Source organism: Oculatella sp. FACHB-28, from assembly GCF_014696015.1.
Lineage (GTDB): Bacteria > Cyanobacteriota > Cyanobacteriia > Elainellales > Elainellaceae > JAAUTN01.
On sequence record NZ_JACJPJ010000024.1, the window covers coordinates 1 to 15,008 of the forward strand.

Genomic DNA, 15,008 nt, shown 5'->3' on the forward strand with positions numbered 1-15,008 from the left:
CTGTGGGAGCAGTTCTGCAACTGGGTGACCAGCACCGACAACCGCCTGTACGTAGGCTGGTTCGGCGTTCTGATGATCCCCACCCTGCTCTCTGCCACCATCTGCTTCATCATCGCCTTCATCGCAGCTCCTCCGGTTGACATCGACGGCATCCGTGAGCCTGTTGCCGGTTCCTTGATGTATGGCAACAACATCATCACTGGTGCAGTTGTGCCTTCCTCCAACGCGATTGGACTGCACTTCTACCCCATCTGGGAAGCGGCTTCTCTCGATGAGTGGCTCTACAACGGTGGTCCTTACCAGTTGGTGGTATTCCACTTCCTGATTGGCGTGTTCTGCTACATGGGACGCGAATGGGAACTGAGCTACCGCTTGGGCATGCGCCCCTGGATCTGCGTGGCTTACTCTGCACCTGTTGCAGCAGCGACCGCAGTATTCTTGATCTACCCGATTGGACAAGGTTCCTTCTCAGACGGAATGCCTTTGGGAATCAGTGGTACCTTCAACTTCATGTTCGTGTTCCAAGCTGAGCACAACATCTTGATGCACCCCTTCCACCAGTTGGGAGTAGCGGGTGTGTTTGGTGGAGCGCTGTTCAGTGCGATGCACGGTTCTCTCGTCACCTCTTCTCTGGTGCGTGAGACGACCGAGACCGAATCTCAGAACTACGGCTACAAGTTTGGACAAGAGGAAGAGACCTACAACATCGTTGCAGCCCACGGCTACTTCGGTCGTTTGGTAGGTCGTACCAATGAGTTAATTCTGGGAACTCGTGCCAACAGCCGCACCCTGCACTTCCTGTTAGGTGCATGGCCCGTGATTGGCATCTGGTTCACGTCCTTGGGTATCAGCACGATGGCATTTAACCTAAACGGTTTTAACTTCAATCAATCGGTGTTGGACTCGCAAGGGCGTGTAATTAACACTTGGGCAGATGTGTTGAATCGGGCGAACCTGGGTATGGAAGTGATGCACGAACGCAATGCTCATAACTTCCCGCTTGACCTAGCAATGCGGGAAGCTGAACCTGTGGCGATCGCCGCTCCCAGCATCCACAGCTAACCCAAACTTTTCAAAGCTTCGGTTGTCAGTTTAACCAGTCATAGTGAGTGCTTGAAACGAAACTGAATTCTGACAACACGATGATAGCGCCCTTAACATGGGCGCTTTTTTGTTGGAATCATCCTCCTAGATGAAGGCAGTTTGACAACATCTTCTCAAACAATCCGTAGCTCAACACCTTGACTAGAGACTGCCATCCCAGATATGCTGTCACGCTAAGGTTGTCTTTTTTACACAAAGCAACCCTGTCAACCCAAAGCTCTAGCGCCACTCAAGGCTGTTCGCGCAACCCTGAGCGGCTAACCCCCAAACTGATGTAGCTAGTCTGTCGGCTAACGGTGGATTTTAACACTCCCTCCCGACTTGTCATGTCAAAAAAAGTGTTGCTTCCCTTCAGGACATGAAAGTGAAAAGCTTAAACTCACTTTTAGTTCTCTATAACCACGGTTAATCTGAATAGTATTGCTCACGTCAATCAGTTGAGCATACAAAGCGACTAACTGGAGCCTTAAAATAGAGGTGCTGCATTGGGGTAACTTTATGCAAATAACCCTTAACCTGCCTGATAGCCTCAGTCAAACCCAAACCTTTAACCAAAGCGACTGGTTACGGGAAATTGCGATCGCCCTGTTTCAGCAAGAGCGCATTGGACTCAGCCGCGCTAGCAAAATTGCTGGCATCGAGTTGATTGACTTTCAAAAGCTCCTTGCTGAACGTGGTATCTGTGTTCACTACGATGTGGAGGACTTTGAGCAGGATGTCCAGCATCTACGCGATCGAGGCTGGCTGTGATCGTTGTCAGCGACACCTCTGCTCTTTCCAATCTTGCTCTCGTTGATCACCTCTGGTTGCTGAAAGCTATTTACCAAACCGTAATCATTCCTGATGCTGTTGCTAACGAACTGGCAGCAGCCAGCAATCCAAAAATCCCAACCATTCTTCAACTTAATTGGATTCAAACTAGATCCCTAAACAACTCACGACTCGCCGACCAGCTTCAACAAGAACGAGGACTGGATGTTGGAGAAGCCAATGCAATTGATTTGGCGCTTGAACTGGAAGCTGATGACTTGCTCATTGATGAACGTTTAGGACGGCAAGAAGCTCTTCGATTAGGACTCTCTATCATTGGCATTCTAGGCATTTTGCTCCTTGCCAAACAGAGAGGAATCATCCTCCAAGTTCAGCCTGTCATGGATACCTTGATCGACCAAGCTGGTTTTCGTATTAGTCCTCAGTTGTATCATCGTGTCTTGGTTCTTTCTCAGGAACTTAAAACTCCATAAGTAGCAGTTTCAGCTTCCAGTCTCGTTACCAAACTCCAGTTTGGTAACGGGACTGGACGTTCACAAGTAAGAATAGAACCCCTTACCTAGCGATCGCCCTCTCATCTTTACTAGGGAAAGTAGGAATTAATCTACACGGTATACTTCACTCATCCTGCGTTTATACGCAAACGTATCGCCTTTCCTTCTTCCCCATCATCTATGAGCAATCCGTCCCCGGCACCTGTTCCCCCAACGGATGCAATTAAAGAGACGACTGAGAAACTAGCCGCCTTCGTGCAGTGGATTGCTCAACTCATCCAAAGTCGCAGCTGGTTCACGATTTTGCTGCTGCTGGATGTTGTCTTACTATTTGCAGCAAATCCGGGTGTCGCAACTAAGCTGTTGACCACGTTCTTTCCGCAGCAAACCCTACCAGAACAGTATCCCGGTTTGTTTTGGCTGACGCTGGGGCTAATCTTTGTTGTAGCGTTAGTTGTGGCCGTGCGAACGATGCCACAACCCGCAGCAGATGCGACTGACTTTACAGAACGTAAGGCGATTAAAGGATTGCGACCCTTTAGCGCCGAAGATGCCGAAATTTTTGCTCAGCTTCAGCGCAACCGCAGCCTAAAGGAATGTCTGGAATCAATTACAAGTAGCACCTTCCGCTTTGGAATTCTAATGGGTGAGTCGGGCAGCGGCAAGACTTCGTTTTTGCAGGCGGGCTTATTGCCCAAGCTTTCAACTTCACAAGGCGCTCATCGCGCTGTTTACGTCAAGTTTGCCGATCGCCCTCCCATCGACACAATTCGGTCTGCGCTAAGCGAACAACTGAAATTGCCCAAAGAAAAGGTTGCAACGGCTGATTTATTAACGCTTCTAAACATAGCAACTGAGGCGATCGCTAAACCGCTGATTCTGCTGTTTGACCAGTTTGAACAGTTCTTTGTGCATCACAAGCACAGGAGCGATCGCCAACCGTTCATTCAGGCATTGACGGATTGGTATGGTACAGAAACGCTTGCGGTGAAGATTGTGGTGTGCATTCGTGGGGATATGTGCGATCGCCTGGTTGAACTGCATCAGGCGCTAGGCTACTCGCTCGGTCCGCAGGAAGTCTTTCGACTCGAAAAGTTTACGCCGACAGAAGCCGCCAAAGTGTTGCGCGTGATTGCTGACACCGAAGACCTGCAGTTTGACGATCGCTTTGTTGCAGAGCTAGCAGAGCAAGAACTGGCAAATCGCGAAGACGGCTTGATTTCTCCCGTAGACCTGCAAATTCTCGCCTGGATGATCCAGCGGCAAACGGTTGAAGAACTGCGGGCGTTTAACCGCACTGCCTTTCAAAAGTTTGGCGGTGTCGAGGGCTTGATGACTCGCTTCCTGGAACGAACGCTAGACGCACGGATGATCAAAGCTCAGCGTGAAGCCGCTGTCAAAGTGCTGCTGGCACTCACCGACCTGGAACGCAATGCTCGTGCCGGGGTGCTGACCATCACCGAACTTCAGACCAAGCTCCAGAACACCGTCAAACCCGAAGAGGTTGAAGAGGCGGCTTCCTGGCTTGCTCGCAGCGATGTTCGCCTGATTACTCCCCTTGAACACACCACCTCAACAGGTGACACCACAGGCTATGAACTGGCCCACGAACGCATCATTCCCGCGCTGATGCGTCTGGCAGGGCAAGAACTCAAAGCTGCCGATCGCGCCAACCAACTGCTCGATCGCCGCGTCAACGAGTGGCTGGGAAACCAGCGTAATTCTCGCTATCTGCTCACCTGGCGCGAACTGTGGATGGTGCGACTACAAAAGCCTTATCTAGTCTGGGGTGCCCAACACCGTCAAAAAGCTCAACTCTTACATCAAAGCTATCGCCGCATTTACCAGTCAGCCACTGCTGTCGCATTGGTTACCCTGCTAACAATAGCTTCCAGCGGTTGGCTCCTCTACATCCCTCAAGGACAGATTCAACGAGTCCGCTGGGAGTTAGCAAGTCCGCTGCACAGAGTCGAGGATGAACAGGTTGCTGAAGCGGCGATCGCATTTGCTAAAGATGAACGCTGGCGACACGCATTCGACATTGTTAAAAAGCACATCAGTGATCCCGATGCAAATGTTCAATTTTTGAGTGATGCCGCCACAGCATCCCCTAAATTCGCCAATAGCAATATTGCCAAGCAAATTTTGACAGCAGCATTCCAAGTTTCTCAAACGCTCGAAGATCCCTTTGACCAGGCTGAAACATTAAGTGCCATTGCCGCAGCTTCTGGGCAACTCAAAGACACCGATGCTGCTAGACAAATGCTGAAAAAGGCTTTAGAAACTGCCCGAACTCTTGGAAGTACATCTGTCGGAGGGGATGCAGATGAGGAAAGTTCAGATGATAAATCTGAAACGCTAATTGCCATTGTGCAAGCCTCTAGTCAACTAGGAGATCTCGTTTCTATCAGGGAGATACTAACAGCAACATCACATGAAATTCAATCTCTCAAAGATCCTTCTAATCAATTCGATGTATTGAATACTGTTGCCATAGCGTATGGACAATTAGGAGATATTGACACTGCTAAGCAGTTTTTGACAGATGCATTGCGGATTCAAACTGCTGAATCCACCTCTAGTCCATACGAGTCTGACAGATTTGATGCTTTGATTACTATTGCAGGAACATATAAGCAATTAGGTGATACTGACACTGCCAGTCAGTTGTTGGCAGATGCATTTCAAATTGCTCAGGCTCTCGACGACCCTTCTGATAAATTTGATGCTTTGATTACTGTTGCCACAGCATACGGGCAATTGGGAGATGCTGACACTGCCAGTCAGTTGTTAGCAGATGCATTTCAAATTGCCCAGACTCTCGACAATTCTTCTGATGAGTGGGGGGCAGGGGATAAGCTTGATGCACTCAGTGAAATTGTGGACGCAGTGAGTCCATTAGAAGGTACAGATGCTACCAAAAACATCTTGACATCAGTATGGCAAGTTGCTCAAGGTCTTGAAACTTCTGCCGATCAATTTGACGTATTTATTGACATAGCTACAGCCTATGGACAATTGGAGGAACCAGATACCGCTCGACAAATATTAGAAGCAGCGCTGCAAGCCTTTCCAAAGCTCGAAGAATCCTCAGAAGGATGGGGGTCAGGCGGCTCTAACTCACTGATCAACATTGTGGAAGGATCTGAAAATATAGGATCTGCGATCGCTGCTAGAGACGTATTGATCAACGTATCGCGAGTTGCTCAAACCCTTGAAGATGCCTCTGATCAATCCGATGTGTTGAGTGCCATTGCGAAAGCAGCCGAGCGGTTAGACAGACAACTGAAAGATACAACTGCTGCCAGGGATGTTTTGACAGAAGTGTTACAGTCCGTCAGCATGTCTCAAAACTCTGCTCATAAATCTTATGTAATGTATGTCGTCGCATCAGTGTATTTGCAACTGCAAGATCCTGATACCGCGAAGCAGGTTTTAACGGACGCACTACAAATTGCTCAGACTATCGAGGACGACTCGACCAAATCTGACGCATTAAGTACTATGGCGTCACTGTATGGACAATTAGAAGATACTGATACTGCTAGACAAGTTCTGGCACAGGCACTTGAATCGGCAGAGATATCTGGTGAGCCTCAATCGTTAAGCTCTATCGCAGTGGCATACGCGAATCTGGGAGACTGGGGAGAAGTGTTGAGAGCATTGAGACGTTGTCGTGAAGAAGAAAGAGTACAGGCATTGACAGAGGTGTTGACGCTATGGGCAGAAAAGCGGAATCCGATGTTGCGAGAGTTGAGAGAAGAAGAGGAGGAGTGAAAGGGTAATCAATTCTCACCCCTTGAAGTAGTGAGTGAGTCGATCGCCCCTTACCCAACGCTTAGAGTTGGGTAAGGGGCGATCGCTTCTAAAAGGCAGATTGGAGAACCTTAGAATTGAGGTTTGATATGCTTATCCCACACATTTTTTAACTGCTCGGCATCTGCATTAGAAATCTGTCCAATCTTTGTTATCAGGAGTGACTTCTCTAAACAATCAAGACGAGAAAGGCGAACCGTTGAAGAAACACGTAACCCACTTTCAGCCCAATCATTCAACCGAACATCCATTTGCGTACGAGGTTGAGCAGAAGTGACGACCGCAGCTACAACATCATCACCATCTAGCCACAGAATCAGAATTGGGCGCTTTTTGGAAGATGCTCCACTCGTAAAGGGAATATTAGCTACCCAAAACTCACCGGGCTGGATAGTCATCGTAAAGCCCTTCGTCTTCAGGTGAATATCCGCTTAGGAATGCATCGTGGCTACGGACAGAAGGTTTCGTATCAAGCGATTCTTCAGATAACATTCCAGTAGCTTGGAGTAGTGGTTCCTTGGATGTGTCCGTTATCTTCGGAGATTGGTTAGACTGACTGAGCGCATTCACGAAGCCAAGCACTTTCCTTAATCCTGACTCTGGTAGATGATGTAGCTTAATTACAATTTCATCAATCAACGTTGCCATAGGAAAAGGGGTTTTGATGAAGGCTTGTACGTTCCTATTATGCCATCGCTCCAAGCCTGCGTGAATTGGATGGAACCTGACATTTCTGTTGGGTGTTACGCTTTGCTTCACCCAACCTACGAATTCGCTAGCGATCGCCCAAACGGACAAAGATCCAAAACAACACAGCGATCGCAGGCTGGATTCTTGTAATAGCAACACTTTTGCCCGTGCAGCATTAGTGACTCGTGGTTGTCATAGATTTGCTGGGCTGTCCACTCTTTGGGAAGCTGCGCTTCGAGCAGTGCATGAGCTGGACCAACAGCAACATTGGCAGGAATTAAACCTAAACGAATCGCCACTCGATGATGATGACTGTCTACAGGCAAAGCAGGTAACCGCAAGCGACTAAAGGATAAGACGGCTGCACTGGTTTTAGGTCCAACTCCGGGCAAAGATTCTAACCAGGCTCTTGCTTCTGGAACTGAGAGATCGGCTAAAAAGTCGAGAGATAAGTCACCGTCTCGACGCTCCCCGATTAGTCTCAGCACTTGCTGGATGCGGGGGGCTTTTTGTTCTGCCCAAGTGCAAGCGGCGATCGCCCATTCCACTTCTTGCGTCGGTGCATCCCTCACCGCTTCCCAGGTCGGAAACTGTTTCACTAATTGTTTAAAAGCCCTTCCCGAATCTGCATTGCGAGTGCGATGGGACAACAGTGAGGAAACTAACTCACTTAACGGGTCAAGATCATGAAAGTAAGGAATGGGGCAACCATACTCAGCACACAGGCGATCGTGGATAAGTAGGGCTTTTTGTTGCAGGTCGGGCATGGGAGGGGGCTAGGGGCTGGGGGCTAGGAGTTGGCAGTTTTCAGTGTCATTCATCTTAAATTGCTTTTGGGAGCGATCGCTGCTATCCAAAGACTGGTGTTTCTTCTGCCCATCAGTAGTCAAAATCTCTCACCAATCCCTAGCCTCTAGCCCCCAGCCCCTAACCCCTTTCCTAACCCCAGTATCAAATTTTCCTAAAAGATACTGAACATTCCCATCATCCGTGTCATGCTTTCTTCAAGCCAAAGCTACGGTTCAGGTCACTCAAGGCAAATCAGTGACTTCTGGAGGATGATGTGACCGATGTTTTCATTTCTTACTCGCGTCGAGACAAGGAGTTTGTGCAGCAGCTCCATACATCACTGTTGGCTCACAAACGCGATACTTGGGTAGATTGGCAAGACATTTTGCCTACTGAAAAATGGTGGAAGGCAATTGAAGCAGGAATTGAGGGCACTGAGGCATTTGTGTTTGTGATCAGCCCCGATTCGGCAACTTCTAAAGTTTGTACTGATGAAATTGAACACGCAATCAAACACAACAAGCGGCTGATTCCGGTTGTGCGCCGGGATCCTGATCCGGATCAAGTTCATCCTGCTTTGAGTGCCCACAATTGGCTTTTCATGCGGGAGAGTGACGATTTTGATATGGCGATCGCCCGTCTCCTTCAAGCGATCGACACCGATTTACAATACGTTCGCGCGCATACTCGACTCACCGTGCGAGCAGTGGAGTGGGAAGCAGCAAAGCGAGACAACAGTTTTTTACTGCGTGGCAAAGACTTGACCGCTTCGGAGCGATGGCTACGACAAGGTCAGCTAAAGCATCCTGCACCAACACCCCTTCAGGTCGAATATATTACCGCTAGTCGCACCGTTCAATATCGCAAACTAGAGCCACGCAATGTAGTTTTGATTAGCACTGCGGCGGCTGCACTATCAATTGTGGTGAGTTTTTTGGGAGGCTTGCAGCCTTTAGAATTCGCTGCTTATGATCATCTATTTAGAATTCGACCCAGTGAGCCGCAGGACGATCGCTTCCTGATTGTAGAAGTGGATGAAGAAACCTCGCGGCGGCTGGATGCAGAGTATGGAGCCAGCCGAACTGCCACCCTGCCCGACCCTGTTTTGGCGGAGCTGTTAGAGAAATTGCAGCCCTACCAGCCCAGAGTAATTGGGCTAGATTTATATCGTCCTGGTGCGGCTCAGGCAGAGCTAGCGCCTCAGCTTGAGCAAGCGGAGAATTTAGTTGCCATTTGTAAAAGTAGTGAGACAAACTTTGAGGGCGAAATCATTGCTGACGGTACCAAACCTCCACCTGAAGTTTCCCTTAATCGCATTGGCTTCGGTGATTTCTTGCTCGAAGCGGACGGCAACCGGGTACGTCGCCAGATTCTCGATCAAAGTGCTGATCCTAAGTTTTGCGATACGAACACTGCTTTTAGCCTGCTCATTGCCCAAAAGTACCTGGAATCAGAAGGTGCTAACAGTGAGGCGATCGCTTCTCCAGACGGCACCTATCCTTGGAAGTGGCAATGGGGCGAGTCCGCTTTTCAACGGATCGGATATGGCAGCATTTACCATTATGTGTTTCCTAGCTATGTGGTTCTGCTCAACTATCGGGCTTACGAAGGCGATCCTGCCAACTTTGCCCCACGAGTAAGTTTGGCTGATATCTTGGAGAATCGTCCTACAGAGCAAGACCTGCAACAATTTAGCGATCGCATTGTGTTAATTGGAATCACCGATGTCACGACCAGAGACAATGATTCCTGGTCTACGCCCTACGGAGAGCGTGAAGTTCCAGGTGTAATCATTCAAGCGCAAATGACTAGTCAGATTGTGAGTGCTGTTTTAGGTGGACGTGCGACTATTTCTTGGTTACCCCTGTGGGCAAGTGCGCTGTGGATTTTAGGCTGGGGCGTATTGGGCGGATTTGTTGCCTGGTTTTTTCAGCGGCTCCTCTCCCTCAGTTTGGTTGGAGTGGTGGCGATGGCCAGTCTTTATGCCATTTGCAGCCTATTGTTCATTACTCAAGCCCTGTGGCTGCCGCTGATACCGCCTGCACTGGCCTTTTTGCTAGCGGGTTCGAGCGTCGGCTATATCACTTACAGGTTGCGTAAAGCCTGGTAGCGTTTATGTCTACAATTTCAGTACAGATTCAAAGTGCAAACCAATGAAACGGCGTTTTCGCAGCATACTGGTAGGGGCTTTAGTGTTGGCGATCGCCAATTCTTTTCTGAGCACTCCACCCGCACTGGCTCAGTCGGCTGTTTCACCGGGTCTGATACGTCGGGTATTGAATCTCTTTAATCCACCCAGAAATCGCAACAGTGGTACAGCGTCGGGACGGCAGTTTGCAGGAGCAAGTCGTGACCTTTGTCCACCCACCTCAACTCCGCTCACAGCCCTAGTGCCTGACACCAACTTGGGGCTAACTCTTGATGCCCATCCTACTTTGTGGTTTTACATTCCCTACGCCTCACCTCAGGACTACGAGACAGAGTTTGTCCTGATTGACGCTGAGGAAAACGACGTTTATAAGCAAAACTTTTCCTTACCCGCAGAGCCAGGAATCATCAGCATTCAAATTCCAGAGCAGGTTGCGCTAGAAGCCGGGGACTCCTACCGCTGGGTTATCTCCGTCATGTGCAATCCTGGCAATCGCTCAGGAGATGCAACGGTCAACGGCTGGATTCAGCGGGTCGATCGGGAGCTGGATGGTCAACTTGCATCGACAACCTTAGAAGGTGAACTGCTGCTCTATTCTGAGAACGCTCTGTGGTACGAAATGCTAACAACGCTAGCCCAACTGCGCCGCGACCAGCCCGACGACCCAGAAATTGAAGCTGCCTGGAAGGAATTTTTAACCACTTCTGGGTTAAGCGAATCTGTAGCCTCAGCCCCCGTTACTTTGTGCTGCGCTGCAACCGATTAGTTTGTAGGGTGCTGTTAGCGAAAGCGATCGCCCCTATCGCCATTCCCCCTAAAGCGTAGAAGTCCCGTAGGTTGGGTGGAGCAGAGCGGAACCCAACACTCCAAACTTGCTGTGCTACTACGTGACTACCGCCATTCCCCCTGAAGCGTAAAAGCTGCCCAATAATAAGGCGTTTGCCAGGTCGAGTCACTATCCTGCAACAGTTGAAGCTGGGCTGCCCGCAGTGCTTCGGCTGGTGAGTTGTTTTTATCGATTAACTCATCATAAAACCGACCCATTAGTGCGGCAGTTGCTTCATCATCAACGCTCCACAGGCTTACCAGTACTCGTTCTGCTCCGGCGTACATAAAGCCACGAGTTAACCCAACCAGTCCTTCACCTCTCAGGTTTGCTCCTAGTCCCGTGCGACAGCCGCTTAGCACCACTAGCTCAGCAGGAAGATTCAGGTTAAATACATCCGTGAGGCTGAGAAAATTGTCTCCTTCTAGCAGTCCAATTTGCTGATCATATTGCGATAGCACCAGCCCAGATTCTCCGGGGGAGCGGTCGTTGAGAAATCCGTGAGTCGCAAAATGCAAAATCTGATATTGACTTAACTCTTCATCCAGGACTCTTTCCCGATTTGCCTCAAACCCAGTCAGTGAGAGAAAATCTTCCCCTTCACTTTCAGCAATTTTGATGATCCCGCTAGCTTCTTGACTGGTGCCACTCAGCCGTGCGTAGGCTTCGGCAGGAAGGCTTGAAGCGGTTCTAGTAGAAAGAGTTGAAGCTGTTTCTTGTCCTGCTGCAAGTTCTAAGAAACGAGGATCTTCGCGGTTAAAAACAGGATCGGCGATCACTGCTAGCTGCCTGGGAGCAGGAGGGCGATCGCCCAATCTATCGCGAATGATTGCCAGAGCAGAAGCTGATGGCAGATTCACAATCTCATGATTGACGATCAGTGGTTCTGGCAAATCTTCTGGATCAACGGGGATGCTTTCAGCTTGCGGAATTGGAATGGCGCTAAAGGGAATGTAGTGCAATGAGCCATCTGCTACAACTAACAGTCGCTTATCTCCCAGTTGATCGGCAGCGGGGCCTAAAATCATGCGGCTTAACTCCATCCCAGCCTGGGCAGTGCGAACCGCTTTGACTCTTTCACTCGGCACAGTCAAGAAGTTATAGAACCGCCGAGCCGCCGCATCGATCGCTGCCCGTCCAGGCAGTTCGTAAGTTTTGACTTCGGTATCAGAAACCAGCCATAAATAGCTGCGTTCCTCTCCCAGCCAATATTCCAGCAGCAGTGTATCATCATCCAGAATTTGGGCTTGGATGTCTTGCACACTCAACGCTTTTGGCTGCGTAATTTCTGCATATTCTGGATTACTAGCGCGAATCTGCGATTGAACTGTTTTGTACTGCTCCAAAACCTGGTCAATTTGTTGCTCAAGTTCAGCCTGTTGTTGATCTAGCCGAGTTTGCCGCTGGTCTAGCCGTATCTGTGCCTCAAGCGCCTGAGTTAGAGCTACTGTGATGTCAGCACTTGTTTCGTCAGTCGCTACAGAATCGATCGCGTCTGTAGAGCCAGCAACTTCTGTAGGACTCTCTATTGCCAGTTGCCGCAGTGAGTTTAGGGTTTGTTGCTCAGTTCTAATTTGTTCCCAATTTGCTTCTAGCCTCTCGAATTGTCGTCGCAGTCCGCGTTCCGCTTCCACCAATTCAGGATCGCCTACATTCTGGTAAGCTTCTGCTCCTGTCAAGATTTCTAAAAGGCTACGTGCCCGTGCCCGTTCGCTGGTTTCCAAAGCCAAAGCACCAAATTGTTTGTCACCGTTGGGTCTTTCCCGATGGAGCTGCATCAAGATATTGATGTAGGAAGCGTAGTAGCTCTGATTTTCGGCAAAGAATGAGGCGCGATCGCGATAAAACTCAAAGTTATTCTGGTTTGAAATCAGCGCAGTCAGCAAATCTTGATTGTTGGCTCTGGTGGGCAACTGCTCAATCAGATTAAACACCGACTCAATATTCAGGTAAGCGTCAATTGCCTCATCCAGCCGCCCCTCTGCCCTCAGTGCATTGCCCAAGTTGACGTATTGAGTCGGCGTCGGGTCAAGAAGGGTTGCAACTCGGTAATCTTCAATGGCGGAATTAATTTGTCCCAGTTCTGCGCGGGCAACTCCTCGATTGTTGTAGGCAGCAGCGAGTTGATTGTTGAGCTCGATCGCCCTGGTGTAAGCAGCGATCGCCTCCGGTCGGCGATTTTGAGAGCGCAAAACTCGTCCCAGCGTGTTGTAGTCCTCTGCGGTAGCGTTATCAGGCTCTCTCAGGGCGATCAACCTGGGATCAATCGCACTTACGCGATCGTAGGCTTCTCGGGCTTCCTCAGGGCGATCAAGCTGAGTCAGCACAAACCCCAAGTTGTTGTAAGCCACCACCAGCGTCGGAGTTAGCTCAATTGCCCGACGATAAGCTTCAGCCGCTTCTTCTAACCGTTCCAGGCTTCGCAGCGAATTTCCCAGGTTGTTATAGGTTGTGCCCAAGGTCGGGTTAAGTTCGAGAGCAATTTCGTAGGCGGCGATCGCTTCCTCATGTTTGCCCTGATTGCCTAAAGCCCGGCCCAGATTGATGTAGTCAATCACGTTGGTAGAACTAGCGCTGTTAAGAACAGCACTGGCTTGTGCCTGAGCCTGCTCCGCCTCTTGGGGTTGACCTAGATCTCGCAACACCTCAGCCAGGTTGTTGTAAGCGTTAGCCAGATTAGGATCAAGCCGAATTGCTTCGCGGTAGGCATCTACTGCCTCTTGTAGCCGTCCCCGACGCGCCAGGACGATCCCCAAGTTGTTATGGGCAACAGCCAGATTAGGATCAATTTGAATAGCTCGACGGTAGGCGGCGATCGCTTCATTCAGCCGTCCTCGCGCTGCTAGAGTTCTGCCTTCTACAACGGCATCTAACGCATTAACTGTAGCAGGAGCCGCTTGAGCATAAGTTGAATTGGAGGAAGCACCCCAAATACTCTGGGCAACCGTACTTTGTGGGAAGAACATCGAGCAAAGAATAACTAGCGAAACAGTTAACCGAAACTTGCTCATAGTTCCTCTTTCAGGAGAAAATCATAACTAAGAATTTCCAAGCCAGTCGGACAGGAAACCCAGGAAGCATATTTAACTCAAGGCAAAACCGAATAGCACCGAGTATAAGACACTACTGGGATAACCTATAAATAAGAGTTATTTACACAAATTTACAAAAAACCTTGCAAAAAATCAGAATAGGTGTAAATACTATAGATAAGGGAGAGGAATCCTCACCCCATATATCTAAATCATTTGTTGTAAACCAAGCACTCATTAATCATGACAACGACCTTACAGCGGCGTGAAAGCGCATCCCTGTGGGAGCAGTTCTGCAACTGGGTGACCAGCACCGACAACCGCCTGTACATAGGCTGGTTCGGCGTTCTGATGATCCCCACCCTGCTCTCTGCCACCATCTGCTTCATCATCGCCTTCATCGCAGCTCCTCCGGTTGACATCGACGGCATCCGTGAGCCTGTTGCCGGTTCCTTGATGTACGGCAACAACATCATCACTGGTGCAGTTGTGCCTTCCTCCAACGCGATTGGACTGCACTTCTACCCCATCTGGGAAGCAGCTTCTCTTGATGAGTGGCTCTACAACGGTGGTCCTTACCAGTTGGTGGTATTCCACTTCCTGATTGGCGTGTTCTGCTACATGGGACGCGAATGGGAACTGAGCTACCGCTTGGGCATGCGCCCCTGGATCTGCGTAGCTTACTCTGCACCTGTTGCAGCAGCGACCGCAGTATTCTTGATCTACCCGATTGGACAAGGTTCCTTCTCAGACGGAATGCCTTTGGGAATCAGTGGTACCTTCAACTTCATGTTCGTGTTCCAAGCTGAGCACAACATCTTGATGCACCCCTTCCACCAGTTGGGAGTAGCGGGTGTGTTTGGTGGAGCGCTGTTCAGTGCGATGCACGGTTCTCTCGTCACCTCTTCTCTGGTGCGTGAGACGACCGAGACCGAATCTCAGAACTACGGCTACAAGTTTGGACAAGAGGAAGAGACCTACAACATCGTTGCAGCCCACGGCTACTTCGGTCGCTTGATCTTCCAATATGCTTCCTTCAACAACTCTCGTGCACTGCACTTCTTCTTGGGTGCATGGCCCGTGATTGGCATCTGGTTCACGTCCTTGGGCATCAGCACGATGGCGTTCAACCTGAACGGTTTCAACTTCAACCAGTCGGTCATCGACTCCCAGGGTCGTGTGATTGGCACCTGGGCTGACGTATTGAACCGGGCGAACCTGGGTATGGAAGTAATGCACGAGCGCAATGCTCACAACTTCCCGCTCGACCTCGCTTCTGTGAAGGCTCCTAGCATTGTTGGCTAGACTCTAGTCACAGCTCAAGCAAAAGCGCTCCC

The 15,008-nt window shown here is 49.7% G+C and carries 11 protein-coding genes; 7 read left to right on the forward strand and 4 right to left on the reverse strand.

The window, feature by feature from the left end; translation table 11 throughout:
* The 4 genes from psbA (H6F88_RS01370) to H6F88_RS01385 all read left to right on the forward strand — a co-directional run.
* Window positions 1–1,062, forward strand: a 1,062-nt coding sequence (gene psbA, locus H6F88_RS01370; protein WP_242050344.1) for a photosystem II q(b) protein, incomplete at its 5' end; no start/stop codon positions are given.
* A 540-nt stretch (window positions 1,063–1,602) separates the two neighbouring features.
* Window positions 1,603–1,854, forward strand: coding sequence for a UPF0175 family protein (locus H6F88_RS01375; RefSeq protein WP_190640962.1), 252 nt, complete (start codon window positions 1,603–1,605; stop codon window positions 1,852–1,854).
* Window positions 1,851–2,348 carry a DUF3368 domain-containing protein gene (locus tag H6F88_RS01380; protein WP_190640963.1) on the forward strand — a complete coding sequence of 166 codons (498 nt, stop codon included), beginning with the start codon at window positions 1,851–1,853 and terminating at the stop codon, window positions 2,346–2,348. Before H6F88_RS01375 ends, H6F88_RS01380 begins: the two co-directional genes overlap by 4 nt.
* 201 nt (window positions 2,349–2,549) lie before the next feature.
* Complete coding sequence (locus tag H6F88_RS01385; protein ID WP_190640964.1) at window positions 2,550–6,146, forward strand: tetratricopeptide repeat protein; 3,597 nt, start codon at window positions 2,550–2,552, stop codon at window positions 6,144–6,146.
* Window positions 6,147–6,256: 110 nt separating this feature from the next.
* On the opposite strand, the gene H6F88_RS01390 is transcribed toward H6F88_RS01385, so the two are convergent.
* The 3 genes from H6F88_RS01390 to H6F88_RS01400 form a co-directional block, all read right to left on the reverse strand.
* Window positions 6,257–6,583 carry a type II toxin-antitoxin system PemK/MazF family toxin gene (locus H6F88_RS01390; protein ID WP_190640965.1) on the reverse strand — a complete coding sequence of 109 codons (327 nt, stop codon included), beginning with the start codon at window positions 6,581–6,583 and terminating at the stop codon, window positions 6,257–6,259.
* On the reverse strand, window positions 6,564–6,833 hold the full coding sequence (locus tag H6F88_RS01395; RefSeq protein WP_190640971.1) for a hypothetical protein: 270 nt from the start codon (window positions 6,831–6,833) through the stop codon (window positions 6,564–6,566). The genes H6F88_RS01390 and H6F88_RS01395 overlap by 20 nt, the downstream gene beginning before the upstream one ends.
* A gap of 116 nt (window positions 6,834–6,949) precedes the next feature.
* Complete coding sequence (locus H6F88_RS01400) at window positions 6,950–7,642, reverse strand: Fe-S cluster assembly protein HesB (RefSeq protein WP_190640966.1); 693 nt, start codon at window positions 7,640–7,642, stop codon at window positions 6,950–6,952.
* Between the two features lie 296 nt (window positions 7,643–7,938).
* On the opposite strand from H6F88_RS01400, the gene H6F88_RS33005 reads away from it, so the two are divergent.
* Window positions 7,939–9,774 (forward strand): CHASE2 domain-containing protein, encoded by a 1,836-nt coding sequence (locus H6F88_RS33005; protein WP_190640967.1) that lies wholly within the window; start codon window positions 7,939–7,941, stop codon window positions 9,772–9,774.
* Window positions 9,775–9,817: 43 nt separating this feature from the next.
* Window positions 9,818–10,579: a DUF928 domain-containing protein gene (locus H6F88_RS01410; RefSeq protein ID WP_190640968.1), complete on the forward strand. Its 762-nt coding sequence runs from the start codon at window positions 9,818–9,820 to the stop codon at window positions 10,577–10,579.
* Between the two features lie 125 nt (window positions 10,580–10,704).
* On the opposite strand, the gene H6F88_RS01415 is transcribed toward H6F88_RS01410, so the two are convergent.
* A complete protein-coding gene (locus H6F88_RS01415; protein ID WP_190640969.1) occupies window positions 10,705–13,650 on the reverse strand; it encodes a CHAT domain-containing protein in 2,946 nt (981 codons plus the stop codon).
* A gap of 264 nt (window positions 13,651–13,914) precedes the next feature.
* Between H6F88_RS01415 and psbA (H6F88_RS01420) the strand changes: the two genes are divergently transcribed.
* Window positions 13,915–14,976, forward strand: a complete 1,062-nt coding sequence (gene psbA, locus H6F88_RS01420) for a photosystem II q(b) protein (RefSeq protein ID WP_190640970.1) — start codon at window positions 13,915–13,917, stop codon at window positions 14,974–14,976.
* Window positions 14,977–15,008: the final 32 nt, after the last annotated feature.

Bases quoted from the DNA above. Each gene is read 5' to 3' on its own strand.
- H6F88_RS01390 (WP_190640965.1), bottom strand. From the start codon at position 6,583: ATGACTATCCAGCCCGGTGAGTTTTGGGTAGCTAATATTCCCTTTACG.
- H6F88_RS01375 (WP_190640962.1), top strand. From the start codon at position 1,603: ATGCAAATAACCCTTAACCTGCCTGATAGCCTCAGTCAAACCCAAACC.
- H6F88_RS01395 (WP_190640971.1), bottom strand. From the start codon at position 6,833: ATGGCAACGTTGATTGATGAAATTGTAATTAAGCTACATCATCTACCA.
- H6F88_RS01415 (WP_190640969.1), bottom strand. From the start codon at position 13,650: ATGAGCAAGTTTCGGTTAACTGTTTCGCTAGTTATTCTTTGCTCGATG.
- H6F88_RS01400 (WP_190640966.1), bottom strand. From the start codon at position 7,642: ATGCCCGACCTGCAACAAAAAGCCCTACTTATCCACGATCGCCTGTGT.
- H6F88_RS01385 (WP_190640964.1), top strand. From the start codon at position 2,550: ATGAGCAATCCGTCCCCGGCACCTGTTCCCCCAACGGATGCAATTAAA.
- psbA (WP_190640970.1), top strand. From the start codon at position 13,915: ATGACAACGACCTTACAGCGGCGTGAAAGCGCATCCCTGTGGGAGCAG.
- H6F88_RS01410 (WP_190640968.1), top strand. From the start codon at position 9,818: ATGAAACGGCGTTTTCGCAGCATACTGGTAGGGGCTTTAGTGTTGGCG.